The organism is Brachybacterium sp. AOP42-C2-15, from assembly GCF_052377065.1.
Taxonomy (GTDB): Bacteria; Actinomycetota; Actinomycetes; order Actinomycetales; family Dermabacteraceae; genus Brachybacterium.
The window spans coordinates 1-23,637 of the sequence record NZ_JBQSWK010000001.1 but is presented as its reverse complement, the minus strand read 5'-3'; the positions used below and the strand labels follow the sequence as shown (position 1 = coordinate 23,637).

General features: G+C 69.6%; 23 protein-coding genes. 19 read left to right on the top strand and 4 right to left on the bottom strand.

Going from position 1 to position 23,637, the window contains the following annotated elements; translation table 11 throughout:
- Positions 1-61 precede the first annotated feature (61 nt).
- Positions 62-745 carry a hypothetical protein gene (locus tag ACT3SQ_RS00115; RefSeq protein WP_444502161.1) on the bottom strand — a complete coding sequence of 228 codons (684 nt, stop codon included), beginning with the start codon at positions 743-745 and terminating at the stop codon, positions 62-64.
- 86 nt (positions 746-831) lie between these two features.
- Complete coding sequence (locus tag ACT3SQ_RS00110) at positions 832-1,368, bottom strand: GtrA family protein (protein WP_444502162.1); 537 nt, start codon at positions 1,366-1,368, stop codon at positions 832-834.
- A gap of 240 nt (positions 1,369-1,608) precedes the next feature.
- Between ACT3SQ_RS00110 and ACT3SQ_RS00105 the strand changes: the two genes are divergently transcribed.
- From ACT3SQ_RS00105 to ACT3SQ_RS00050, 12 genes are all read left to right on the top strand, one after another.
- Positions 1,609-2,409 carry a hydroxymethylpyrimidine/phosphomethylpyrimidine kinase gene (locus ACT3SQ_RS00105; RefSeq protein WP_299303149.1) on the top strand — a complete coding sequence of 267 codons (801 nt, stop codon included), beginning with the start codon at positions 1,609-1,611 and terminating at the stop codon, positions 2,407-2,409.
- Between the two features lie 205 nt (positions 2,410-2,614).
- A complete protein-coding gene (locus ACT3SQ_RS00100; RefSeq protein WP_444502163.1) occupies positions 2,615-3,490 on the top strand; it encodes an amino acid ABC transporter ATP-binding protein in 876 nt (291 codons plus the stop codon).
- 152 nt (positions 3,491-3,642) lie between these two features.
- Positions 3,643-4,626, top strand: a complete 984-nt coding sequence (locus ACT3SQ_RS00095; RefSeq protein ID WP_444502164.1) for a glutamate ABC transporter substrate-binding protein — start codon at positions 3,643-3,645, stop codon at positions 4,624-4,626.
- A 111-nt stretch (positions 4,627-4,737) separates the two neighbouring features.
- Complete coding sequence (locus tag ACT3SQ_RS00090) at positions 4,738-5,481, top strand: amino acid ABC transporter permease (protein ID WP_299303144.1); 744 nt, start codon at positions 4,738-4,740, stop codon at positions 5,479-5,481.
- Between the two features lie 52 nt (positions 5,482-5,533).
- Entirely contained in the window at positions 5,534-6,364 is an 831-nt protein-coding gene (locus ACT3SQ_RS00085; RefSeq protein ID WP_441444545.1) for an amino acid ABC transporter permease, read from the top strand.
- 56 nt (positions 6,365-6,420) lie between these two features.
- The gene (locus tag ACT3SQ_RS00080; RefSeq protein WP_441444544.1) at positions 6,421-7,296 is read left to right on the top strand and encodes a class II glutamine amidotransferase; all 876 of its coding nucleotides are present in this window, start codon (positions 6,421-6,423) and stop codon (positions 7,294-7,296) included.
- 120 nt (positions 7,297-7,416) lie between these two features.
- Complete coding sequence (locus ACT3SQ_RS00075; RefSeq protein WP_441444543.1) at positions 7,417-8,277, top strand: ABC transporter ATP-binding protein; 861 nt, start codon at positions 7,417-7,419, stop codon at positions 8,275-8,277.
- Positions 8,274-8,924 (top strand): ABC transporter permease, encoded by a 651-nt coding sequence (locus tag ACT3SQ_RS00070; protein WP_442332469.1) that lies wholly within the window; start codon positions 8,274-8,276, stop codon positions 8,922-8,924. The genes ACT3SQ_RS00075 and ACT3SQ_RS00070 overlap by 4 nt, the downstream gene beginning before the upstream one ends.
- Positions 8,921-9,592: an ABC transporter permease gene (locus ACT3SQ_RS00065; protein ID WP_299303133.1), complete on the top strand. Its 672-nt coding sequence runs from the start codon at positions 8,921-8,923 to the stop codon at positions 9,590-9,592. The genes ACT3SQ_RS00070 and ACT3SQ_RS00065 overlap by 4 nt, the downstream gene beginning before the upstream one ends.
- Before the next feature lie 71 nt (positions 9,593-9,663).
- A complete protein-coding gene (locus ACT3SQ_RS00060) occupies positions 9,664-10,626 on the top strand; it encodes an ABC transporter substrate-binding protein (protein ID WP_444502165.1) in 963 nt (320 codons plus the stop codon).
- Positions 10,626-11,465 (top strand): SDR family oxidoreductase, encoded by an 840-nt coding sequence (locus ACT3SQ_RS00055; RefSeq protein ID WP_442332468.1) that lies wholly within the window; start codon positions 10,626-10,628, stop codon positions 11,463-11,465. Before ACT3SQ_RS00060 ends, ACT3SQ_RS00055 begins: the two co-directional genes overlap by 1 nt.
- A 100-nt stretch (positions 11,466-11,565) precedes the next feature.
- On the top strand, positions 11,566-12,054 hold the full coding sequence (locus tag ACT3SQ_RS00050; RefSeq protein WP_442332467.1) for an SRPBCC family protein: 489 nt from the start codon (positions 11,566-11,568) through the stop codon (positions 12,052-12,054).
- Between the two features lie 104 nt (positions 12,055-12,158).
- On the opposite strand, the gene ACT3SQ_RS00045 is transcribed toward ACT3SQ_RS00050, so the two are convergent.
- Positions 12,159-12,755, bottom strand: a complete 597-nt coding sequence (locus tag ACT3SQ_RS00045) for a dihydrofolate reductase family protein (protein WP_442332466.1) — start codon at positions 12,753-12,755, stop codon at positions 12,159-12,161.
- A gap of 197 nt (positions 12,756-12,952) precedes the next feature.
- On the opposite strand from ACT3SQ_RS00045, the gene ACT3SQ_RS00040 reads away from it, so the two are divergent.
- The 3 genes from ACT3SQ_RS00040 to ACT3SQ_RS00030 all read left to right on the top strand — a co-directional run bounded on the left by ACT3SQ_RS00040 (position 12,953) and on the right by ACT3SQ_RS00030 (position 15,872).
- Entirely contained in the window at positions 12,953-13,477 is a 525-nt protein-coding gene (locus ACT3SQ_RS00040) for a polyketide cyclase (protein ID WP_441444537.1), read from the top strand.
- A gap of 106 nt (positions 13,478-13,583) precedes the next feature.
- Positions 13,584-14,456, top strand: coding sequence for a formate dehydrogenase accessory sulfurtransferase FdhD (fdhD, locus tag ACT3SQ_RS00035; protein WP_441444536.1), 873 nt, complete (start codon positions 13,584-13,586; stop codon positions 14,454-14,456).
- Between the two features lie 399 nt (positions 14,457-14,855).
- The gene (locus tag ACT3SQ_RS00030; RefSeq protein ID WP_441444535.1) at positions 14,856-15,872 is read left to right on the top strand and encodes a hypothetical protein; all 1,017 of its coding nucleotides are present in this window, start codon (positions 14,856-14,858) and stop codon (positions 15,870-15,872) included.
- Positions 15,873-16,156: 284 nt separating this feature from the next.
- On the opposite strand, the gene ACT3SQ_RS00025 is transcribed toward ACT3SQ_RS00030, so the two are convergent.
- Positions 16,157-17,116 (bottom strand): sugar-binding transcriptional regulator, encoded by a 960-nt coding sequence (locus tag ACT3SQ_RS00025; protein WP_441444534.1) that lies wholly within the window; start codon positions 17,114-17,116, stop codon positions 16,157-16,159.
- 122 nt (positions 17,117-17,238) lie between these two features.
- Between ACT3SQ_RS00025 and ACT3SQ_RS00020 the strand changes: the two genes are divergently transcribed.
- From ACT3SQ_RS00020 to putP, 4 genes are all read left to right on the top strand, one after another.
- On the top strand, positions 17,239-18,987 hold the full coding sequence (locus tag ACT3SQ_RS00020; protein WP_441444533.1) for a glycerol-3-phosphate dehydrogenase/oxidase: 1,749 nt from the start codon (positions 17,239-17,241) through the stop codon (positions 18,985-18,987).
- 257 nt (positions 18,988-19,244) lie between these two features.
- Positions 19,245-19,976, top strand: a complete 732-nt coding sequence (locus tag ACT3SQ_RS00015) for an MIP/aquaporin family protein (RefSeq protein ID WP_441444532.1) — start codon at positions 19,245-19,247, stop codon at positions 19,974-19,976.
- Between the two features lie 86 nt (positions 19,977-20,062).
- Positions 20,063-21,607: a glycerol kinase GlpK gene (glpK, locus tag ACT3SQ_RS00010; RefSeq protein ID WP_444502166.1), complete on the top strand. Its 1,545-nt coding sequence runs from the start codon at positions 20,063-20,065 to the stop codon at positions 21,605-21,607.
- Positions 21,608-22,023: 416 nt separating this feature from the next.
- Positions 22,024-23,604: a sodium/proline symporter PutP gene (putP, locus tag ACT3SQ_RS00005; protein ID WP_442332792.1), complete on the top strand. Its 1,581-nt coding sequence runs from the start codon at positions 22,024-22,026 to the stop codon at positions 23,602-23,604.
- Positions 23,605-23,637 lie beyond the last annotated feature (33 nt).

Below are 23,637 nucleotides of genomic sequence, written 5' to 3'. Positions count from 1 at the left end.
CAGACAGAGTGCACCGTAGGGTGCTGACAGAGAGCGCCACCCGCAGGGGCGCAGCGGGCCCTCAGCGGTTCGAGCGTCGCCGCACGTTCTCGATCAGGATCGGCATCAGGTCCTGCCGGGTGCGATCCGCCTTCCGCAGCGCCTGCCCGTAGGCGCGGGCATGCTTGCGCACCAGCCGACTGGAGACGATCTGGTCGCCGGCGGCGGCGATCGTGTCGTAGTCGTCCTCGGCGCGGACCATCGCGCGCAGGTAGTCGTCGCTGGCGCCGAGCAGCCGGGCCTCGACCCACTCCCGCACCACCGGCGCGGTGCGGTGCACGGTGAACCAGCGCTCGACGGCCTGCTCGAGGTCATCGGCGTCGGCCTGCAGGTTCCACAGCCGACCGCGATAGTCGCGCAGCGTCTCCGTGAGCTCGGTGGCGAGCTCCTCGTGCCAGTCATCGAGGTCGGACTGCTCGATGAGGGTCAGTGCAGCGCGGTGCTTGCGGGGGAGTACGGCGATCTCGCTGAAGCCCTGCGTGTACGTCGGCCGCTGGAGGACCAGCAGCAGTGGCTGCACGATGCGCAGCGAGACCCGGCGCGCGACCTTGCGGGAATGGCGCTGGTTGGCCCAGATCTCCAGCAGCCACAGCGCCAGACCGATGATCAGGCCCGTGATGCAGCCGATCACCATGTCCGGCCAGAACGTGGACCAGTCACCCGGCCAGGAGGGCCCTGCGGCGAGCAGGGGAGCGGGAGCAGTCATCAGCACAGGATCAGCCCCGGCGCAGGATCAACCACCGGCTCAGGAACAGCTATCAGCACAGGAAGAGCGATCAGCGCAGTCATGGCTCAGCGCCGGGGGAAGACGAAGCGGCCGTAGGTGATGTAGCGGAAGGACGTCGAGACGACCTGGCCGATCAGGGTGCCGGAGATGTTGTCCGCGAGCACCGAGTCCAGTCCCAGCACGTAGCGGGAGAACCCCAGGCAGGACAGCTGCAGCGCGGTCGCGATGAGGTTGATCAGGATGAACATCATGATTGAGCGGGCGGTGTCCGGCCGCGGCCGGTCTCCGAAGGTCCACAGTCGATTGCCGAGGTAGGTGAGGCAGGACGCGATGGCGATGGCGATGATCTTCGCCGTCAGCGGACTCGCGTGCATCAGCCCCTCACCCCAGCCGTGCGTGGGATGCCAGAACACCAGCAGGTTGTACATCGTGGCATCGAGCAGGAACACCACCCCGCCCACCAGCAGGAACTTCAGGGTGGGACCCAGATGCTCCGCCAGCAGTCCCGGAGCCCCGCGGCGCACGGCTCCTCGAGGCGCAGCGGTCCCCGGGGAGGAGGGGGACGGAGTGTTCTTCTCCGTCGTCGAGTCCGGGGTCAGCACGAGCGGCACTGTACCCGAGGCGTTACCATCGGAGGTCGGCCGCTGCGACGGGCCGGAGCGAACTCACAGGCGCCCCGGACCCTGGGAGCGCGCGGCCCGACCGTTGCGACGGGCAGGCGGGACCCACCGGGTTCCGAGCCCTGGGAGCGCGCGGTCACCGCCGCTGCGTCGGCCCGGTTCGTCACGTCTGACGGGCCACGTGCGCACGGCACCGCCACGACACCTCCAAGGAAGGCCCCCATGACTCACGTCGCCCTCACCATCGCCGGCTCCGAGACCACCGGCGGCGCCGGCGCGCAGACCGACCTCAAGACGTTCCAGCAGCTGGGCACCTTCGGCACCGCGGCACTGACCTGCATCGTCTCCTTCGACCCGAAGAACAACTGGGCGCACCGCTTCGTGCCGGTCGACCCGCAGGTGATCGCGGACCAGATCGAGGCGACCACTGCCGTGCACGAGATCGACACCGTGAAGATCGGCATGCTCGGCACCCCGACCACGATCGACACCGTCGCCGCCTCGCTCGCCGAGCGCTCCTTCACCCACGTGGTCCTGGACCCGGTGCTGATCTGCAAGGGCCAGGAGCCCGGTGCCGCGCTCGACACCGACAATGCGCTCAAGGAGAAGATCCTGCCGCTGGCCACCTTCGTCACCCCCAATCACTTCGAGGCGCTGACCCTCTCCGGGATGGAGCGCATCGAGTCCGTCGAGGACCTCACCGAGGCCGCTCGCCGCATCCACGACATCTATGACGTGGTGGTGCTGGCCAAGGGCGGCGTGGTGCTCGAGGGTGACGACGCGGTGGATGTGTTCTACGACGGGGAGCAGACCGTCGAGCTGCGCAGCCCGAAGATCGGCGAGCACCGGGTCTCCGGCGCCGGCTGCACCCTGGCCGCCGCGGTGACCGCCGAGCTCGCCAAGGGTGCGACCCCGCTCGAGGCCGCTCGCACCGCGAAGGCCGTGGTCACCAGCTCGATCGAGCATCGCCAGGAAGGCGCGACCCCGTTCGATGCGGTCTACCAGGGCGCGTACCGGGCCTGAGCGGCGCACCTGGGCTGCGGGGCAGGAGCTGCCCCGCAGCGACCAGGAGCTGCTGAGCAGGTGAGCCTCGGTCCCGAGGGAGCGGGCGGGGAGCAGGGCGTGCGGAGCATCACCTCGGATGGCTCACTGTTACGAATACGTTCCGACATGCGAACACTCGACCCAGGATGTGGACAGATGTCGCCGAGCGCCGCATTCTCGAAGGATGAACGAGAGCAGCACGCCCCCGGAGACGCCCCGCAGCGGGACGCCCGACGGGACCACCGGAGGCACCCCCGCGGCGCCACCGGCGTCCAGGTCCTCGCGCGCCCGCTCGCGGTCGACGTCGCGGTCGACGACGATCGGTGAGCCCCTGATCTCCGCGCGCGGCGTGGACAAGTTCTTCGGCGACTTCCAAGCGCTGAAGAACATCGACCTGGACATCCACCGCGGTGAGGTGGTCGCGCTGATCGGCGCCTCCGGCTCCGGCAAGTCGACCCTGTGCCGTTGCCTGAACCGCCTGGAGACCATCACCGCCGGCGAGATCACCATCGACGGAGAGCTCCTGCCCGAGGAGGGCAAGGAGCTCACCCGGCTGCGCGCCGACGTGGGCATGGTGTTCCAGAGCTTCAACCTCTTCCCGCACCTCAAGGCGATCGACAATGTGACCCTCGGTCCGCGGAAGGTGCGCGGGGTGTCCAAGGCCGAGGCGGATCAGCAGGCGATGGAGCTGCTCGAGCGCGTCGGCCTCTCCGACAAGGCGAACTCCCTGCCCACCGCGCTCTCCGGCGGCCAGCAGCAGCGAGTCGCGATCGCCCGCGCGCTCGCCATGAAGCCCAAGGCGCTGCTCTTCGACGAGCCCACCTCGGCGCTGGACCCCGAGGTGATCAACGAGGTCCTCGACGTGATGACCGAACTCGCCGAGCAGGGCATGACGATGCTCGTGGTCACCCACGAGATGGGCTTCGCCCGGCACGTCTGCGATCGCGTGGTCTACATGGACCAGGGTGAGATCGTCGAGCAGGGCGACCCCGAGGAGTTCTTCACCGCCCCGCGCAGCGAGCGGGCGAAGGCGTTCCTGTCCAAGATCCTCGCCCACTGACCCGGCGCCCGGCGAGGCCCGCCCCCGAACCCACCCCCCGAGCCCGCAGATCCGAGCAGGATCCCCACCGACCACCGCGACAGCGGACCTCCGGCACCTGCCGGACCTGACCCGCCGCTCCTTCTGGAGCAGCTCAAAAAATGGAGAGAACCATGACGTCCACCAGCTTCCGACCCGGCCGCCGCGCCGTCGTCGCCGCCGCCGCAGCCCTGCCGCTGCTCGGCCTCGCCGCCTGCTCCACCGACACCGGCGCAGGCCCCGACCTCGGCGGCGGCGACTCCGATGCCTCCGACGGCGGCGGCGAGGGCGGTGGCTCCGGCGACGTGATCGCCTCCGGGCCGATCGCCGCGGACGACGCCGTCGCCGCGAGCCCCTGGGCCACCGCCATCAAGGACAAGGACCAGCTGGTGCGCGGCGGCACCGTCGCCAACCAGGTGTTCTCGCTGGCCAGCGTCTCCGGCGGGCAGCCCACCGGCTTCGACGCCGGAATCACCCAGCTGCTGGCCAAGTACATCCTCGGCGAGGGTGGGGAGGAGAAGGTCGAGTACATCGACACCACCGTCGAGACCCGCGAGACCCTCGTCCAGAACGGCACCGTGGACTGCGTGATCGCGACCTACTCGATCACCCCCGAGCGCCTCGAGGTCATCAACTTCGCCGGGCCGTACTACCTCTCCGGTACCGCGATCCAGGTGCGCACCGAGGATGCCGAGACGATCGCCGGCCCCGAGGACCTCACCGGGCTCAAGCTCGTCACCCAGGCGAACTCGACCGGGATCCAGGCCATCGAGGAGTTCGTGACGGATCCCGAGAGCGTCGAGACCCTCCCGGACAACGAGTCCTGCGTCGCCGCGCTCAAGCAGGGCCGCGTGGACGCGTACGTCCTTGACCAGGGCGTGCTGCTGGGCAACTCCGCCGCGGACCCTGAGGTCACCGTGGTGGGCGAGCCCTTCGTGGACGATCCCTACGGCATCGGCCTGTCGAAGGACAGCGAGGATGCCGTTGACTTCGTCAACACCTTCCTGCAGGAGATCATCGACTCCGGCACCTGGCAGGAGCTGTGGACCTCGACCGTCGGCGAGGTCATCGACGGCGAAGCCCCCGAGCCGCCCGTCCCCGGCGAGCTCCCCGCCTGATCCGTCGGAGGCTCCCTGAGCCTCTGACGACGCCGACCGCCCTCCGCGCGGAAGGGGATCGCCCATGCCGGGCGATCCCCGTCGGCCCCCGACCGCACCGAGAGGCACCCCATGGACGAGTCAGACGGGATCATCCAGTACCTGCGAGACAGCGTCGCCCTGCTCGCGGAGAATCTTCCGCTGCTGCTGCAGGGCATCGGCTTTACCGTCGCGCTCACGGTGCTCGGCTACGGCTTCGCCCTGATCCTCGGCACGGTGCTCGCGATCTTCCGGGTCAGCCCGATCCCGCCGCTGCGCTGGGGGTCCGCGGTGTATGTCGAGATCTTCCGCAACATCCCCCTGCTGAGCCTGCTGATCCTGATCGCCTTCGGACTGCCGGACGTCGGCCTGCTGCTGCCGTACTTCTGGTGCGGCGTGCTGGGGCTGACCCTCTCCTCGGCCGCCTTCGTGTGCGAGAACGTGCGCTCGGGCATCAACACGGTGCCGATCGGGCATGCCGAGGCGGCGCGCTCGATCGGGCTGGGCTTCTTCGGCACGCTGCGCTTCGTGGTGCTGCCGCAGGCGTTCCGCTCCATGGTCCAGCCGCTGGTGAACGTCTTCATCGGCACCGTGATCGGCTCTGCCCTGTGCTCGGCGATCGCGGTCAGCGAGATCACCTGGGTCACCCAGACCCTGAACATCCAGTCAGGGCGGGCCGTGGTCATGTTCTTGGTCGCCGGCGCCGTCTACCTCGGGATGTCATTGGGCGGTGCGGCGCTCGGCGGCGTGATCGAACGGGCCGTGGCACCGTCCAAGGGTGCCTCCCGCTCACAGTCCCGCACCACGCTGGACGTCACGGCAGGAGCACAGGCATGAGCACCACCTTCGGTCGACGAACTGCGAGGAACGAGCGGGAGGAGATGGGGAGATGAGCACAGCCACGTCCAGCACCGCCACCCAGGTCCTCTTCGACGCCCCCGGTCCGAAGGGCCGCCGCCGCATCCTGCTGCTGTCGGTCCTCAGCATGCTCGCGATCGCGGCGCTGCTGGCCGGAGCGCTGTGGCAGTTCCACGCCAACGGTCAGCTGGACCCGAACAAGTGGATCGTCTACCTGCGGGTGGACTACCTCGCATTCCTCGGACAGGGCCTCTGGGGCACCCTCAAGGTGACCGCGATCGCGGCGGTGGTCGCCTTCCCCTTCGGACTGCTGCTGGCGCTCGCGCGGATCTCACGCTTCTCGCTGCTCAACGGCGCGGCCATCACCTGGATCGAGTTCTTCCGCGGCATCCCGATGCTGCTGGTGGTCTACGCCTTCCTGCTCGCCCTGCCCGCCTTCGGCGTCACCTTCCCACGGTTCTGGATGCTCGTGATCCCGATGATCCTGGTCTCCAGCGCTTCCACCGCAGAGGTGTTCCGCGCCGGCATCAAGGCCGTGGACATCGGCCAGCACGAGGCCGCGGCGGCGATCGGGCTGAGCCGACGTGACGCGATGTTCTCCGTGGTGCTGCCGCAGGCGGTGCGCCTGGTGCTGCCCAGCCTGATCCTGGCGCTCGTGACCCTGCTCAAGGACTCCACGCTCGGCTATGTGGTCAGCTACAACGAGCTGCAGTTCCAGGGCAAGACGCTGGTCTCGATCACCCGTTACCTGGTGCAGACCTACCTGGTCGTCTCGCTGATCTACATCGTCATCAACTTCCTGCTCACCCGCATCGCGCTCGTGCTCGATGCGCGGATGAAGGCCCGCGCCGCATCGAGCTGAGCCCTGCGCCGCACTGAGCGCCGTCTTCCCTCCACCACTCGAAAGCTGGTCTGTGCATGTGCCGTCTGCTCGGTGTCGTCTCCCGTGAGCCCATCTCCCTGGATCGCGCGGTCGCGGAGGAGATCGAGCCGTTCACCGCGCAGTCCGAGGTGCACAGCGACGGCTGGGGGGTGGCCTGGTTCGAGGCGGCCGATGGGGCTGGTTCGCCGGAGGGGTCCGGTGCGGCCGGCGGGAGTGAGAGGCCGGCCGACGCTGAAGCGAGCGATGCCCGGCCGATGCCGCTGCCCAACCCCCGTCGGCCGCGGATCCGTCGGCACCTGGACGTGGCGCGTGAATCCGCCGCCTATCGCGAGGCGGTGCGCTCAGCGACCGGCCCGATGATGCTGATCCACCTGCGCAAGGCGAGCCCGGGTCTGGCGCTGCGGATCGACAACACCCACCCCTTCCGCGAGGGCGAGACCGTGTTCGCGCACAACGGCCAGTTCGACCTGCCGGAGGGCCTGGGCGAGGCGGTGCTCGCCCGCGGCGGCCGCACCCCCGAGGGCACCACTGACTCCGAGCTCTACTTCTCGCTGATCGAGCTGCACGCCCGGGACACTGACCCCGCGACCGCCGTGCAGCGCGCCGCCGCGGAGATCACCGCGCTGAGCCTCGAGCACGGGACCAGGGTGCCGGAGGCGCTGAACTGCCTGTACATGACCCCGGACCTGCTAATCGCCTACCAGCAGTCCGATCCCGCGCAGGCCCGGCCCCACCACACCGCGGACAACTACTCGCTGCGCTATCGCATCGATGCCGACCGGGTCATCGTCGCCTCCACCGGGATCCCCCAGACCGGATACCTCGAGGTGGGGGAGGGCCAGGCGCTCGTGGTCCATCGCCACGACCTCAGCGTCTCGGTGCGCCCGCGGATCGCTGCGCTGGTGACCTGAATGCTGCGCGCCGACCAGCCGGTCTGCTTCCGGCCGTGTCGTCCACCGGTCGGGCGCTCTCGGTAGGCTGGGCCTTCCGGCAGTGACAGCTCGTCGGCCCGACCCCCTCTGGGAGGCCCCGTGATCGGATTCGAGAACGTCCGGAAGGAATATCCGGGCGGGACGCTCGCCGTGCAGGATTTCCACCTCGAGATCGCCTCCCACGAATCCGTGGTGCTGGTCGGCTCCTCCGGCTCCGGGAAGACCACGCTGATGCGGATGATCAACCGCATGGTCGACCCCACCTCCGGACGCGTCCACATCGACGGCGACGATGTGGCCAGCCTGGACCCCGTCCAGCTGCGCCGCAGCATCGGCTACGTCATGCAGGCCTCGGGCCTGCTCCCGCACCGCACCGTGCTGGACAACATCACCACCGTGCCCGTGCTGCGCGGCACCGCCAAGCGCGAGGCCCGCGAGCGCGCGCACGAGCTGATGGAGACCGTGGGGCTGGAGGCGGCACTCGCCGGGCGCTATCCCTCCCAGCTCTCCGGCGGCCAGCAGCAGCGCGTCGGCGTGGCGCGCGGCCTCGCCGCCGACCCCAACATCCTGCTGATGGACGAGCCCTTCGGCGCCGTGGACCCGATCGTGCGCCACGAGCTCCAGCGCGAGCTGCAGCGCCTCCAGCACGAGCTGCGCAAGACCATCGTCTTCGTCACCCACGACATCGATGAGGCGTTCCTGCTCGGCGATCGCGTGGTGATCCTGAAGCCCGGCGGGATCATCGCCCAGGTCGGCACCCCGCAGGAGATCCTCGCCGATCCTGCCGACGACTTCGTCGCGAGCTTCGTCGGCGCGGACCGCGGCGCCCGCACCCTCCACATCGAACGCGTCGACGGCCGCGACGTCGTGGTCGACGCCGACGGGCGGCCCGCCGGGGTGCTCGCTGCACAGACGGCCGGACGCGCCGGCGACGGCCCGATGGGGGAGCGGCCCTCGTGAACTGGGTGCTCGAGAACCTCGAGGTGATCGGCGGCTACACCGGCGCTCACCTCCTCCAGGCGTTGCCGCCGATCCTCGTGGCGTTCCTGCTCTCGCTGCCGCTCGCGAAGCTCGCCAACGCCCGCGGCTGGCTGCGCACCTCCGTGACCACCACCTCCTCCCTGATGTACGCGATCCCCTCGCTGCCACTGTTCGTGCTGCTGCCGGGCCTGATCGGCACCAGCGTGCGCAGCCCCGTGAACATCTCGATCGCGCTGTCCCTGTACGGGCTCGCGCTGATGGTTCCCACCGCCTCGGATGCCTTCCGTTCGGTGAGCCGGGACGTGCTCGGCTCCGCGACCGCCCAGGGCTACGCGCCGGCCGCTCGGTTCCTCCGGGTCGAGCTGCCGCTGGCCGGTCCGGTGCTGCTGGCCGGGGTGCGCGTGGTCGCGGTGAGCACCATCTCGCTGGTCACCGTCGGCGGGGTGCTCGGCGTGCCGAGCCTGGGCATGCTGTTCGTCGACGGTGTACGACGCGGGATCGTCGCGGAGATCGCCGCCGGGATCGTCGTCACCGCCGCCCTCGCGCTGCTCACCGACGCACTGCTGGTGCTGCTGGGCCGCGCGGTGATGCCCTGGACCCGGCAGAGGGAGGTGCGCAGAGCATGACCGGAAATCCCTACGTCGGCTCCCTCGCCTGGCTCACCGACCCGGCGCACTGGTCCGGTCCGGGCGGCATCCCCCTGCGCACGCTCGAGCACCTCGGCTATACCGCCCTGGGGGTGCTCGTGGCAGCGCTGCTCGCGGTGCCCGTCGGCCTGTACGTCGGCCACACGGGCCGTTTCAAGGGCCTCGCCGTGGCCGCGGCCGGCGCCGCCCGCGCCCTGCCCACCCTGGGCCTGGTGACCCTGTTCGCGCTGCTGGTGGGGATCGGGCTCACCGCCCCGCTGCTCTCGTTCGTGATCCTCGCGATCCCGTCCTTGCTGGCCGGGGCGTATTCCGCCATCGAGTCCGCAGATCCCGCCACCGTCGATGCCGCGCGCGCCCAGGGCATGACCGAATGGCAGATCCTCACCCGGGTCGAGCTCCCGCTGGGCATGCCGCTGCTGGTGGGCGGGTTCCGCGGCGCGACCGTCCAGGTCGTCGCGACCGCGATGCTGGCCGCCTATGTCGGCAGCGGCGGGCTGGGCCGGTACATCTTCCAGGGCCTCGGCTCCCAGAACTATCCGCAGATGATCGCCGGCTCCCTGCTGGTGATCGCGCTCGCGCTGATGCTGGATCTGGCCCTGCTGCTGGCCCAGCGCCTCGCCACCCCGCGCGGGGCGAGGACGGCATGACTCGCTCCCGTCCGCAGGTCCCATCCTTCCCGCACATCCCACTCGGCCCGCACCATCATGAGGAGAACACCATGACCATCCACAGCACCCGCCGTCACCTGCTCGGGGCGTTCGGCATCGGCGGCGTCGCGCTCGGCGCCGCGGCCTGCGGCAGCTCCGACCCCTTCGCAGAGGAGGACGGCACCGGCGGCGAGGGCGGAGCTTCCGACTCCGGGTCCGGCGAGGGCGGGAATGGCGGCACCCTCGCCATCGGCTCCCAGGCCTACTACTCCAACGAGATCAACGCCGAGCTGTTCGCGCAGGTCCTCGAGGCTAAGGGGTTCACCGTCGACCGCCAGTTCCAGATCGGTCAGCGCGAGGTGTACATGCCGGAGCTCGAGGCCGGTTCGCTGGATCTGCTGCCCGAGTACCTCGGCAACCTGCTCCAGCATTACGACGCTGAGGCCGCCTCCGCGAGCCCGGAGGAGATCCACGGCGCGCTCGCCGAGGCCCTGCCGGAGGGCCTGCGGGTGCTCTCCTTCGCCGAGGCTTCCGATCAGGACTCCTACACCACCACCGCCGACTTCGCCTCCGAGCACTCCCTGGTCACGATCGGGGACCTGGCTGGTGTCGAGGAGGACCTCAAGGTTGCCGCGAACAGCGAGTTCGAGGTGCGGCCCTACGGTCCTGAGGGAGTCAAGACCGTCTACGGCGTGGACCTCACCGTCGTGCCCGTCGAGGACTCCGGCGGCCCGCTGACCGTGCAGGCGCTGATCGACGGCGACGTGCAGCTGGCCGACATCTACACCGCCGACCCCGCCATCGCCGAGAACGACCTGGTGGTGCTCGAGGACCCTGAGTCGCTGATCCTCCCGCAGAACGTGGTGCCGGTGGTGTCCGAGAAGATCGACGAGGCCGCCGCGGCGGCGATCGACGGGGTCCTCGCCCAGCTCAGCGCCGCGGATCTGGTCGAGCTCAATCGCCAGAGCGTGGTGGACCAGGCCAGCAGCGCCGACATCGCCTCGGGCTGGCTGACGGAGAAGGGCCTGGTCTGATGCGCATCGTGGTCACCGGGGCCACCGGGAAGGTCGGCGGGCAGGTGGCCCGGCTGCTGGCCCCGGCGCCCGGGATCGAGCTGCTGATGGTGGGGCGCAGCCTGCACCGCGCCCCGCAGCTCGAGGGCGTCGCCACGGCGCGAGCGGAATTCTCCGATGCAGACGCCTGCCGCACCGCCTTCGCCGGGGCCGACGCGCTGCTGCTGGTCTCCGTGGGGGAGGCCGAGGATCGCCTCGCCCAGCACCGCACGGCCATCGATGCCGCCGTCGCGGCAGGGGTGGGACATGTGCTCTATACATCCTTCCTCGGCGCCGGAGCCGATGCTGAGTTCACCCTCGCCCGCGACCACGGCGCGACCGAGGAGATGCTGCGCGGATCGGGACTGGCCTGGACCTTTCTGCGGGACAGCTTCTACGCCGACGTGCTGCTCGACTTCGCCGGGCCGGACCGGGTGATCCGGGGGCCGGGCGGCACCGGTCGCTGTGCCTTCGTGGCTCGGCGCGATGTGGCCGACGTGGCCGCCCGGATCCTGCGCGATCCCGCTCACTGGGCCGGCCGGGTCCTGGATCTGACCGGACCGGTGTCGGTGAGCCTCGCGGAGGCCACGCTGCTCATGACCCGTGCTCGCGATGAGGAGTACGAGTACGTCGACGAGACGCTCGCCGAGGCCCGTGCCTCCCGCGCCGCCTACGGGGCACCGGACTGGCAGGTTGACGCCTGGATCAGCACCTACACGGCGATCGCCTCCGGAGCGCTCGACGTGGTCGGCGACGGGGTGTGGGAGGTGCTGGGCCGGGAGCCGACGCCGCTCGCCGAGGCTGTCGCGGACCCCCTGTGACGGACCGACGCCTCGCTGTGACCAGCACAGATGCCAGCGCGCCAACCGCACGGTCGGCCCGCGGATGACATCTCGCAGCGGAGACGGCAGGGTGGGGGAGATGAACAGCAACCAGACCCACCTGACCGTCACCCGCACCGTCGATGTGCCCGCGAAGGATCTGTTCGATCTGCTCACGCTGCCGGCGCGCCACCCCGAGTTCGATGGCTCCGGCACCGTGCGCAGTGCCGATGACACCGAGCGCATCCACAAGTCCGGCGAGAAGTTCGTGATGAACATGCACCGCGAGGCCATGGGCGGCGACTATCGCACCCACAACTTCGTCACCGCCTACGACGAGAACAAGATGATCGGCTGGCAGCCCGCGCCGGAAGCCGAGGACGGCAGCGCGCCGACCGAGCCGCTGGGCTGGGAGTGGCTCTACGAGCTGAAGGCCCAGGGCGCCGGTTCCACCGAGGTGTCCCTGACCTACGACTGGTCGAGGGTCACCGATCAGAAGCTGCTCGAGAAGGTCGGCTTCCCGGCGATTCCGGAGACGGCTCTCGAGGAATCTCTGAACCTGCTCGCCGCGGCGGTCACGAAGTCCTGAGGCCCTGACCAGCACGCAGTGATCTCGGCGCCTCAGGCGCCGCTCGGCCCGGGGCCCCGGGCGCTGCTCGGCGCGGCGAGCGCCTCGAGGCCCCGGCGTCGCCCTCAGGCGGCCGTCGGGGAGGTGTCCCGGCGGACGTCGTAGACGGCCATCCGCACCCCGTTGGAGAAGTCCGCGGAGCGCACCAGCTCCAGGCGCTGGGTCGGGGCGTCGGCCGCGAACAGCCGCTTGCCGCTGCCCAGCAGGACCGGGAAGGTCAGCAGGTGGTAGCGGTCCACGAGATCCGCGGCGACGAGCGACTGCACCAGTCGGGCCGATCCGTGCACCAGGAGCGGCCCACCGTCGGTGTCCTTGAGCGCCCGCACCTCGTCCAGATCGCGCAGCAGATGGCAGTTCTCCCAGCCCGTCCCGGTGACCTGCTCGGCCGAGAGCGTCGTGGAGACGACATGCTTGGGCATCCGGTTGTACTGGCGGAACTGCTCGTCCATGCCCGGCCAGACCGGCGCGACCTCCTCGAAGGTGACGCGGCCCAGCAGCAGCGCGCCCGCCTCCTCCTGCTCGCTGCCCTTGATCTCGTACGCCTCGGGCACGAAGTCGATGCCCTGGAACGTCCACCCCGCCTGCGGGTGATCGCCGCCGCCGGGCGCTTCCATCACCCCGTCCAGCGTGAGGAACTCGGTGACGATGAGCGGATGGGCCATGGGAGCTCCTCGGGGCGGAACTGCGGGGTGGGCTGCAACATGCGCGCTGCTGCATGCGCGCCGCTGACTATCCTCGAGCTGACTGCCCTCGAGCTGACTGCTTTCGAAGCGTACGGGGGTCGCCGGGATGGCGGAAGTCTGTCAGGCTTCCTCTCAGGCGGCGACGAGGCCGCAGTCCGACCCCGAGGAGGACAGTCATGGCTGACGAATCCGCTCTCCACGCCGGTGGTGCGGTCCCCGATGAGATCGTGCGCAGCGTGCTGATCAATGCCAGCGCCGAAAACGTGTTCGCGGTCATCCGCGAGCCGGGCTGGTTCATCAACGACGGTGAGTACCGAGAGCACACCATCACCCGCCACGGTCCTCTCACCGAAGTCATCGACCCTGTCTACGGCAGGTTCCAGCTCGCGATCGAGGCCCATGAGCCACCGAACCGGATCTTCTTCCGCTGGCTCGGCGGCGGCCTCGGCGAGATCTCCGACGCGCCGAACAACACCGTCGAGTTCGTCATCGACCCCGCCGGGACGGCCAAGCGCAACCTGGTGCGGCTCACCGTGCGCGAACGCGGCTTCGCCAAACTCGGACTCGACGAGGCGGTGCGCCGTCGCAACTACGAGGAGAACCTCCACGGCTGGGAGCAGCAGCTCGGCGTGGCCCGTGATCTCGCAGAGGGCCGGCGGCGACAGCGCGACCAGGAGTCAGCGGCGCCGAGCGAGGAGTGAGCGGCGCCGGGCGAGCGATCGGCGGTTGATCGACGGCAGATCGGCCGCGACCAGGAGCGTCCACCGGGCACGGCCGCACCGCAGGTGAGCGGGCTATCCTCAAGGGATGGGCAGGGTCACCGACAGAGCACGGATCCGCACCGTCAGGGTGCGTGAGGGCAGGCTGTACGCCGGCCGCAAGGGCGACCACGTCGCCGTCGAGGAGCCGCTGGACATCCGCCTGAACGGTCAGCAGCTCTCGCTGACGATGCGCACCCCGGGCCATGACGTCGAGCTGATCCACGGCTTCCTCCACGGCGAGGGGATCATCGCCCACCGCGAGGACATCACCGAGGCCCGCTACTGCGACGGCGCCGTGGTCGACGACGGCAGCGGCTTCGCGCAGAACACGTACAACGTCATGGACTTCACGACCACCCGGCCGCAGCTGCTGCCGCTGGCCACCAAGAACTTCACCACCAGCTCGGCCTGCGGGGTGTGCGGTTCTGAGAGCATCGACGCGGTGCGGCAGAAGAGCCGCTACGCGCTGCTGAAGGACTGGCAGCTGGATCCCCGCGTTGTCCTCGCCGCCGCCCGCGCCCTGAACGACGAGCAGGCCGTCTTCGCCCGCACCGGCGGGGTGCACGCCGCCGCGCTCGTGGACCTCGAGGGGAACCTCCTGGTGGTCCGCGAGGACGTGGGCCGGCACAACGCGGTCGACAAGGTGATCGGCTGGGCGCTGCTCGCAGACCGGCTGCCGCTGCGGGACTGCTTCCTGCTGGTCTCCTCCCGCGCCAGCTTCGAGATCGCCCAGAAGGCCTGCATGGCCGGGATCCCCCTGCTGGCCTGCGTCTCCGCCGCGAGCTCCCTGGCCATCGAGACCTCTGAGGAGTTCGGCCAGACCCTCGTGGGCTTCACCCGCGCGGCCGAGGACGGCGACGGACGGATGAACGTGTACACGCATCCTGAGCGGGTGGACCTGGCGGGGGCGGAGGGCTGATCCCGCCGGATCGCCCTGTCTGCCCGCCCGCCCTGCCCGGCCCCAGCCCCGCCCGCCCGCCCGCCCTGCCCTGCCCTGCCCTGCGCCAGCCCGCCCTGCCCTGCCCCAGCCCCGCCCGCCCTGCCCTGCCAGCTCACCCAGCGCGGCGTGTACGGAATCGTGCAATTCTGAGCCGTTTCCGGGGCGATTCTGGCTCGGAATCGACCGATCCCGCTCGTGGGGCGAGCGTGCTCGCCCGGTGACGGCCGGGCGACGGTTCCTCCCCAGTGGCAGGTTTTCCACAGCCGGCCAGAGCATCCCGACGACGGTCGGGATGGCTCTAGCGTCGGGTGAATGGCGAGGGATTTCAGGCGGTACGCGGGGGCGCTGGATCACCGTTCGGCATGGCTGGAACTCGGCATGCATTCGCGGGATCTCGCCTCGGACCTCTTCACCACGGTGTTCCCCGGCTATCTGACCCTCACCAGCGGCCCTGCGACGCTCAACATCATGTCGTGGGTGCTGCAGAACAGGGTCCGTCCGGGCAGCGTCCTCAGCCACACGACCGCGGCGCTGCTGTGGGGCATCCCGATCCCTGGGGCGCTCGAGAAGGGGGTCGGCCTCCTCCGAGGCCCCGACCTGCAGGTGCGTGACGGAGTCGCGGTCATCCCCTCGGTGCAGCCGGGCCGTGCGCTGGGCGTCGACGCGAAGCTTCCCGTACTGCACTGTCGCGTCCCACCGGAGCAGAGCGGACGGATAGGGAGGGGCGCCATCGTGCATCGGCAGCGACCTGGCGGCACCGCACTGCTCGGCACGCTCGTGGTGTCGTCGCAGGCGGAGACCATTCGGGAGCTCGCGACGATGCTTCCGCTGTGGGACGTGGTCGCGGCGATCGAATCTGTGGTCGGACCAGATCCCGTGTCACCCGGGCAGACGATGAGGACTCTGGGTGCGGCCTTCGAGGCGCCTGGTGGCGGGGCGGGGACCGCACGTGCACGCCGAGCCCTCGCGCTGGCGTGTACACGGGTGCGCTCACCGGGCGAGACGGTGATGAGGCTGATGCTCGAGTCGGCAGGGTTCCCGGCACCGTTCCCGAATCTCCCGGTGCCGGACCCGCTCACGGGACGGACCCGCTACATCGATCTGGCGTGGGATGAGGTCGGCGTGGGCCTGGAGTACGACGGCGACGGTCATCGGACCACGAAGGAGCAGTGGCGCGCGGACGAGACTCGGCGCGACGAACTAGCGGCCCGCGGGTGGATGCTGGCACGCGCCAACGGCACGGACCTCTGGCGTCCACGTCGGATTCTGCTGCGTCTGCGTCGGAGCCTCGGGGAGAGAGGACTGCAGGTGCCGAGCGAGGAGCGCATCCACCGCACGCTGTCGATGCTGGCCGCGAAACGTCCCTCGATGCGCGTAAGTCCACGACCGGGGTGACCAGGGGCCGACCCCGCGGCAACCCGCGGCTGGCCCGGGCCAGATCCCGGGCCGGAGCGGTCGTTTCCGCGCCGGAGTGGTCGACCCCCAGCCGGATCGGTCGATTCCGAGCCAGATCGGGGCCTGTTCTGGCTCGGAATCGACCGGAATCGACGCAGAGAGCGCGGCGCACGGTGCGGGCGGCGCGGGGCGCAGAGCGAGCGGCTCAGGGCGCGGGGCGACTCAGGGCACGGGACGCATGACGCAGCTCGCGCGGCGCGGGGTGTGGGCGATGGCGGAGCGTCTCAGCGGAGGGCCAGCAGGTGCGCGGCGGTGACCTCGTCGAGGACCACGTCGGTCGCGACGCCGGCCCGCAGCGCCGCACGCAGGGGGAGCGCCTTGCGGGAGCCGGAGGCCACGAGCAGGCGGCGCGGGATCCGGGCGAGCTGATCCGGTGAGGTGCCGGAGCCACGGGCGTTCATCGCGATGTCGCGGTAGCCGCCGTCGGCGCGCAGGAAGACAGTGCACACATCGCCCACCGCGCCGTCGGCCCGCAGCGAGTGGAGGTCCTCCTCGGTGAGGTAGTTGTGCGTGTAGACGTGGCTGGGCACCTCGGCGTCGAACGCCCCGACACTGAACACCGCGACCGTCGCCTGCTGCTGCACGTCCAGGACCCGCTGCACGGAGCGCTCTCGCCACATCGCCTCGCGGGTCGCGGGGTAGTCGAAGAAGGCGGGCACCGGGAACTGGTGCACGGTCGCATCCCAGCGGGTGGCCGCGCGGGCGAGCACGGTGGCGATGTAGGTCAGTCCCGAGCCCTCCACGTTGATCGCGCCGTTGAGCTGCACGATCCGCATCCCCGGCACCGGCCTCGTCCGGACCTTGCTGAGCAGAGCCGCCATGGTGGTGCCCCAGGCGATGCCCAGGGTGGTCCCGGGTTCCAGCATCTCGTCGAGCAGGGTCGCGCCGGTCTCGACGACCGTGTGCAGGCGCTCGCGCTCGTCCGCGCCTGTGCCCATCGGCACCACATGCGCCTGGACCCCGTACTGCCGAGCGATGCGCCGACCGAGCTCCTCCACCCGGTGCGCCTCCGGCGGGCGCAGCGAGATCTGCACCAGCCCGGCCGTACGGGCGTCGGCGAGCATGCGGGAGACGGTGGAGCGGGAGACGGACAGCGAGCCCGCGATCGCCTCCATCGTCTGGCCCTCGCCGTAGTACATCCGTGCAGCCGCGAACGCGGTTTCCAGGCGGCCCTCGGGGATCATGCACCCAGTGTTGCACGTTCGTGCATCCGGCTTGCATCAGCCTGCACGGAGGTTCCACGATGTCGGTGACGGGTGCCCGCAGGATGCGGCACCCGAAGACGTCACGGCAAAGGAGCACCCACGTGTCCGATCAGCAGCGGTCCGCCCTCACCCCGGCCAGCCGGGAGGAGCACCTCGCGCGTCTGCGTGCCGCGACCGCACAGGACCCGCTCGACGTGCTCGTCGTCGGCGGCGGGGTCAACGGGGCCGGGGCCGCTTTCGATGCTGCCACCCGCGGTCTCTCCGTCGGCCTCGTGGAATCTCACGACTGGGCCAGCGGCACCTCCTCGCGCTCCTCCAAGCTGATGCACGGCGGCCTGCGCTACCTGCAGATGCTCGACTTCAAGCTCGTCGCCGAAGCGCTGCGTGAGCGTGACCTGCTGATCCAGCACACGGCTCCGCACCTGGTGAAGCCCATCAAGTTCGTCTTCCCCTTCTTCAAGAAGGTCGTGGACCGTGCCTTCATCGGCTCCGGCGTGATGCTCTACGACGCGATGCAGTCCATCGGCCACAAGCGTGCCGTCCCCTTCCACCGCCACCTCCTGCACGACAAGATGCTCGAGGTCTTCCCGGGCCTGGACGGCGAGAAGGCCGTCGGCGCGCTCGAGTACTACGACGCGCAGATGGACGACGCCCGCTTCGTGATGATGCTGGTGCGCTCTGCCGCGCAGCATGACGCCGTGGTCGCCAACTACACCACCGTCGTGGACTACCTGCACGAGGGCACCCGCGTCATCGGTGCCCGGATGCGCGACGAGGAGACCGGCGAGGAGTTCGACGTCCACGCCCGCGCGACCGTCCTCGCCGGCGGCGTCTGGACCCAGGACCAGCAGGAGCTCGCCGGGGCCGATGCCGGTCTCGAGGTGCTCGCCTCCAAGGGCGTCCATATCGTCGTGGACCGCGATCGGATCTCCGCTGTGCCGGACACCGGCATCATCACCCAGACCGAGAAGTCGGTCCTGTTCATCATCCCGTGGGACGAGTACTGGGTCATCGGCACCACCGACACCCCGTGGACCCAGGACCCGCGCGACGTGGGCGCGACCAGCGACGACATCGAGTACGTGCTCGAGCACGCCAACGCCGTGCTCGCGGAGGACCTCGGCCGCGAGGACGTCATCGGCGTCTACTCCGGCCTGCGCCCGCTGCTGCAGCCGGTGAAGAAGGGCGCAGGCGGCTCCTCCTCGTCCACGAAGGTCTCCCGTGAGCACACCGTCATGGAGGTCGAGCCGGGGCTGTCCGCGATCGCGGGCGGGAAGTACACCACCTACCGGGTGATGGCCGAGGACGTCGTCGACTTCGCGATCAAGGACTCCCAGCCGGGCCGCCCGAGCCTGACCCGCTCGATCCCCGTGATCGGCGCCCAGGGCTATGAGGCGCTCATGCGCGACAAGCGGGAGATCGGCCGACGCTACGGCTTCGACGAGATCCGGGTGGACCGGCTGCTGTTCCGCTACGGCGCCCTGCTGACCGATGTGCTCGCGCTGATCGATGAGGATCCCGTTCTCGGGGCGCCTCTCGAGCACGCCCCGCGCTACCTGCGGGCTGAGGCGCTGTACGCGGTCCGTGCCGAGGGCGCGCGCCACCTGGCGGATATCCTCCAGCGCCGCACCCGCCTGGACTACGAGACCCGCGACCGCGGCGTCGACGCGGCCGCAGAGGTCGCTGCGCTCGTCGGGCCCGAGCTGGGCTGGGACGATGCCGCCCGCCGCCGCGAGGTCGAGACCTACCGCAATCTCATCGCCGCCCGTCTGGACGGCGAACGCACCACCAGCGATGAGCAGGCAGCAGCCCGCCTCGCCGACGCCCCGGAGGTGCCCACCCGACGATGACCGACCCTGTGCCCGGAGACGAGATCCGGGCACTGCGTGGGGCGCGCACCGCGTGCGCCCCCGCAGAGCTCTCCCCGAGCTCTGCGACCGGCCGATCCGAGTTCCGCCCGACGCGCCCCCGCTCCATGACGAGCGGCCGGGCCGGCGTCACCCGTCCGACATGCCGTGCCCACTGATGCCGCGGCATGGACGTCGCGGAGCCCGATCTCAGCCGGAATCCGATCCGCACCGACGCGGATCGCTGAGGAGAACCACACATGGAAACACTCGGAACCATCCTGCTGTCCGAGATCGCGGGCACCGCGATGCTGACGCTGCTGGGCGGTGGCGTCGTCGCCAACGCCATCCTCGGCAAGACCAAGGGCAACGGCGGCGGCTGGCTGATGATCAACTTCGGCTGGGGACTGGCGGTCTTCGCCGGCGTCTGGACCGCCTTCAAGACCGGCGCCCACCTGAACCCCGCGGTCACCATCGGCCTGCTCACGAGCGAGGCCACCGAGTACGCGCCAGGCATCCCGATGACCTTCGGCACCACGATCACCTACTTCGTGGCAGAGCTGATCGGTGCCTTCCTCGGCGCCGTGCTGGCCTGGCTCGCGTACAAGAACCACTACGACCAGGAGACGGACGCCGGCACCATCCTGGGTACCTTCTCCACGGGTGCGGAGATCCGCTCCCGCGGCTGGAATGTGGTCACGGAGATCATCGCGACCTTCGTGCTGGTGTTCGTGATCATCATGTTCGGCAACACCCCGCATGAGCTCGGCCCCCTCGCGGTCGCCCTGCTGGTGCTCGCCATCGGCGCCTCCCTCGGCGGGCCGACGGGCTATGCCATCAACCCCGCCCGAGACCTCGGGCCGCGCGTGGCGCACGCGATCCTCCCGATCAAGCACAAGGGCGGCAACGACTGGGGATACTCGTGGGTGCCGATCGTCGGCCCCATGATCGGCGGTACCCTCGCGGGCCTCGCCTCGATCCTCTACTTCTGAGCAGCACCTCTGTTCGAACCAGCAGTCTCGCGCCCGAGCGTGGCGCTGCGACCTCACGACCTCTCATCCACGACGAAGGAGTTCCGATGAACGACCAGACGATGTACATCATGTCGATCGACCAGGGCACCACCTCGACCCGCGCGATCATCTTCGACCATGCCGGTCAGATCGTCTCCAGCGGCCAGAAGGAGCACGAGCAGATCTTCCCGAAGTCCGGCTGGGTCGAGCACGACCCCAAGGAGATCTGGAAGAACACCCGCGATGTGGTCGGCAAGGCGCTCGTGAACGCCGAGATCAACCGCCACCAGATCGCGGCCGTGGGCATCACCAACCAGCGCGAGACCGCCGTGGTGTGGGACAAGGCGACCGGCGAGCCGGTCTACAACGCGATCGTCTGGCAGGACACCCGCACGCAGAAGATCTGCAACGAGCTCGCCGGCGACGAGGGCGCCGACAAGTACAAGGAGCGCGTGGGCCTGCCGCTGGCGACCTACTTCTCCGGTCCCAAGGTGAAGTGGATCCTCGACAACGTCGACGGTGCCCGGGAGAAGGCCGAGGCCGGGGAGCTGCTGTTCGGCAACACCGACTCGTGGCTGCTGTGGAACCTCACCGGCGGAAGCAAGGGCGGCGTGCACGTCACCGACGTCACCAACGCCTCGCGCACGATGCTGATGAACATCGACACCCTCGACTGGAACGAGGACATCGCGAAGGACATGGGCATCCCGCTGTCCATGCTCCCGGAGATCCGCTCCTCCTCCGAGGTGTACGGCAAGGGCCGCAAGAACGACCTGCTCATCGACACCCCGATCGCGGGCATCCTCGGGGACCAGCAGGCCGCGACCTTCGGCCAGGCCTGCTTCGAGGTGGGCCAGGCCAAGAACACCTACGGCACCGGCAACTTCATGCTGATCAACACCGGTGAGGACCTGGTGCGCTCCGAGAACGGGCTGCTCACCACCGTCGCCTACAAGATCGGCGACAACAAGCCGATCTACGCCCTCGAGGGATCGATCGCGGTCACGGGCTCGCTCGTGCAGTGGGTGCGCGACAACCTGGGCCTGATCAAGGACGCCCCCGAGATCGAGGATCTCGCGAAGAAGGTCGACGACAACGGTGGCCTGTTCATCGTCCCGGCCTTCTCGGGCCTGTTCGCCCCGCACTGGCGCTCCGACGCGCGCGGTGCGATGGTCGGCATGACCCGCTTCCACAACAAGAACCACATCGCCCGGGCCACCCTGGAGGCCACGGCCTTCCAGTCCCGCGAGGTGCTGGATGCGATGGTCGCCGACGCCGAGAGCGAGGGCGTGGAGCTCTCGGAGCTCAAGGTCGACGGCGGCATGGTCATGAACGAGACCCTCATGCAGTTCCAGGCCGACATCCTCGGCGTGCCCGTGGTGCGTCCGAAGGTCATCGAGACCACCGCGCTCGGCGCCGCCTACGCGGCCGGGATCGCCGTGGGCTTCTGGGACGGCGAGCAGGACGTCATCGACAACTGGGCCGAGGACAAGCGCTGGGAGCCCGCGATGGACGACGAGACCCGCGACCGCTACATGCGCCTGTGGAAGAAGGCCGTCGAGCGCACCCTGGACTGGGTCGACGACGACACCGAGGCTCTGTACAGCTGACCCGCTGAGCACAGCGGAGTTGCACAGCCCTGTGCACGTGCTTCCCGATGGGAGCCGCGTGCGCAGGGCTGTCGTACACGGTCGACGCGCGAGGGTGACCCTTCGGTAGCAATCTGCTCGTGTGAGACCCTGGCGGGTGAGGTGGATCACGCTCCGCCACGCCGGAGGGCAGGGCCCGTTTCACAGTGCTGTGACCAGCAGGGTCGTCGACGATCCGTCGTCGATGCATGACTGCGATTCCCCCACCTCGGCAGTTCGCGGCGAGTACGGTCGGAGAGATCACCACCGACCCAGACGCCGTGCGGCGTTCCGTTGCCGCGCCGTGAGGTGCTGAGCAGGCGCGCCGAGCAGTCGTCCTGTCCCATTCCCCACTCCCCACCTCCCCACTTCCCCGCATCTGAGATCGGAGTCCTCCCATGGATCTCGCCTTCAAACTCGTCGCACTGGCCGTCTACTTCCTCGCGATGATCGGCATCGGCATGTACGCCTTCCGCAAGACCAAGGGCGGTGAGGACTACATGCTCGGCGGACGCCAGCTGCATCCGTTCGTCGCCGCCCTGTCCGCCGGCGCCTCCGATATGTCCGGTTGGCTGCTGATGGGCCTGCCGGGTGCGCTCTACATGAATGGTCTGGTCGAGGCGTGGATCGCCGTCGGCCTCACCGTCGGCGCCGGCCTGAACTGGTTCTTCGTGGCCCCTCGGCTGCGGCAGTACACGCAGATCGCCGGCAATTCGATCACCGTGCCGAGCTTCTTCGGCAACCGCCTTCACGACCGCACCAACGTTCTGCGGATCGCTGCGGGCCTGATCATCCTGGTGTTCTTCACCTTCTACGTCTCCTCGGGCATGGTCGCCGGCGGCGTGTTCTTCCAGTCGATGTTCGGCGGGCCCTATCTCACCGGCATGCTGCTGGTCGGCGGCGTCACCATCCTCTACACCCTGTTCGGCGGGTTCCTCGGCGCCAGCTATACGGATGTGGTCCAGGGCATGATCATGCTGGTCTCCCTGATCCTGGTGCCGGTCACCGCGATGTTCGTGGTTGGCGGACCGGCGCAGATGTTCGCCTCCGTGCGCGAGGTCAATGCCGACTTCGGCTCCATGACCTCCGGCGGCACCGCCATCGGCATCATCTCGGCGCTGGCCTGGGGCCTGGGCTACTTCGGCCAGCCGCACATCATCGTGCGCTTCATGGCGCTGCGCTCCTCGCGGGATGCCAAGTACGGCCTGGTCGTGGGCATGAGCTGGATGATCATCTGCGTGATCGGCGCCGTGTTCACCGCACTCGCCGGCCTGGCGTACTTCCAGCAGAACGCGGACGCGATCCTCACAGACACCAAGAACGGCGAGTCGGTGTTCCTGGACCTCTCGCAGCTGCTGTTCCATCCGCTGATCGCCGGCGTGCTGCTGGCTGCGGTGCTCGCAGCGATCATGTCCACCATCTCCTCACAGCTGATCGTCTCCAGCTCGGCGCTCATCGAGGACCTCATGGGCGGCATCGGTATCAGGCTCAGTGCCAAGGGCGCCCTGTGGGGCGGCCGCATCGGTGTGCTGGTGGTCTCGATCATCGCGGTGCTGCTGGCCCTGGACCCGGGCAGCTCCGTGCTCGGCCTGGTGGCCTTCGCCTGGGCCGGCTTCGGCGCCGCCTTCGGGCCGATCGTGCTCCTGTCGCTGTTCTGGCGTCGCCTCACCGCGGCCGGTGCCGCAGCGGGCATGGTCGCCGGTGCCGCGGTGGCCTTCGTCTGGGGACAGTTCTCCCCCGATGTCGCGTGGGGTCTGTTCGGCGAACAGCACCTGTACGAGATCATCCCCGGCTTCCTGGTCTGCCTCGTGCTCGCCGTCCTGGTCAGCATGATCACCCCTCAGCCGCCGGCGAAGGCGATGGAGGAGTTCGACGACATGCTCGAATCCTTGGCCAGCGGTGAGGCCCGCGACCGCAGCGCGGAGGCGGCCGGGGCCGCACCCGCCGCCGATACCACGGGCACCACCGGCACCGTCTGAGCCGCAGGGAGCACCGGGTCGCCACGCCAGAGG

Bases quoted from the DNA above. Each gene is read 5' to 3' on its own strand.
- ACT3SQ_RS00015 (WP_441444532.1), top strand. From the start codon at position 19,245: ATGGAAACACTCGGAACCATCCTGCTGTCCGAGATCGCGGGCACCGCG.
- glpK (WP_444502166.1), top strand. From the start codon at position 20,063: ATGAACGACCAGACGATGTACATCATGTCGATCGACCAGGGCACCACC.
- ACT3SQ_RS00030 (WP_441444535.1), top strand. From the start codon at position 14,856: ATGCATTCGCGGGATCTCGCCTCGGACCTCTTCACCACGGTGTTCCCC.
- ACT3SQ_RS00105 (WP_299303149.1), top strand. From the start codon at position 1,609: ATGACTCACGTCGCCCTCACCATCGCCGGCTCCGAGACCACCGGCGGC.
- ACT3SQ_RS00080 (WP_441444544.1), top strand. From the start codon at position 6,421: ATGTGCCGTCTGCTCGGTGTCGTCTCCCGTGAGCCCATCTCCCTGGAT.
- ACT3SQ_RS00065 (WP_299303133.1), top strand. From the start codon at position 8,921: ATGACCGGAAATCCCTACGTCGGCTCCCTCGCCTGGCTCACCGACCCG.
- fdhD (WP_441444536.1), top strand. From the start codon at position 13,584: ATGGGCAGGGTCACCGACAGAGCACGGATCCGCACCGTCAGGGTGCGT.
- ACT3SQ_RS00085 (WP_441444545.1), top strand. From the start codon at position 5,534: ATGAGCACAGCCACGTCCAGCACCGCCACCCAGGTCCTCTTCGACGCC.
- ACT3SQ_RS00050 (WP_442332467.1), top strand. From the start codon at position 11,566: ATGAACAGCAACCAGACCCACCTGACCGTCACCCGCACCGTCGATGTG.
- ACT3SQ_RS00100 (WP_444502163.1), top strand. From the start codon at position 2,615: ATGAACGAGAGCAGCACGCCCCCGGAGACGCCCCGCAGCGGGACGCCC.
- putP (WP_442332792.1), top strand. From the start codon at position 22,024: ATGGATCTCGCCTTCAAACTCGTCGCACTGGCCGTCTACTTCCTCGCG.
- ACT3SQ_RS00055 (WP_442332468.1), top strand. From the start codon at position 10,626: ATGCGCATCGTGGTCACCGGGGCCACCGGGAAGGTCGGCGGGCAGGTG.
- ACT3SQ_RS00095 (WP_444502164.1), top strand. From the start codon at position 3,643: ATGACGTCCACCAGCTTCCGACCCGGCCGCCGCGCCGTCGTCGCCGCC.
- ACT3SQ_RS00060 (WP_444502165.1), top strand. From the start codon at position 9,664: ATGACCATCCACAGCACCCGCCGTCACCTGCTCGGGGCGTTCGGCATC.
- ACT3SQ_RS00025 (WP_441444534.1), bottom strand. From the start codon at position 17,116: ATGATCCCCGAGGGCCGCCTGGAAACCGCGTTCGCGGCTGCACGGATG.
- ACT3SQ_RS00040 (WP_441444537.1), top strand. From the start codon at position 12,953: ATGGCTGACGAATCCGCTCTCCACGCCGGTGGTGCGGTCCCCGATGAG.
- ACT3SQ_RS00090 (WP_299303144.1), top strand. From the start codon at position 4,738: ATGGACGAGTCAGACGGGATCATCCAGTACCTGCGAGACAGCGTCGCC.
- ACT3SQ_RS00045 (WP_442332466.1), bottom strand. From the start codon at position 12,755: ATGGCCCATCCGCTCATCGTCACCGAGTTCCTCACGCTGGACGGGGTG.
- ACT3SQ_RS00115 (WP_444502161.1), bottom strand. From the start codon at position 745: ATGACTGCTCCCGCTCCCCTGCTCGCCGCAGGGCCCTCCTGGCCGGGT.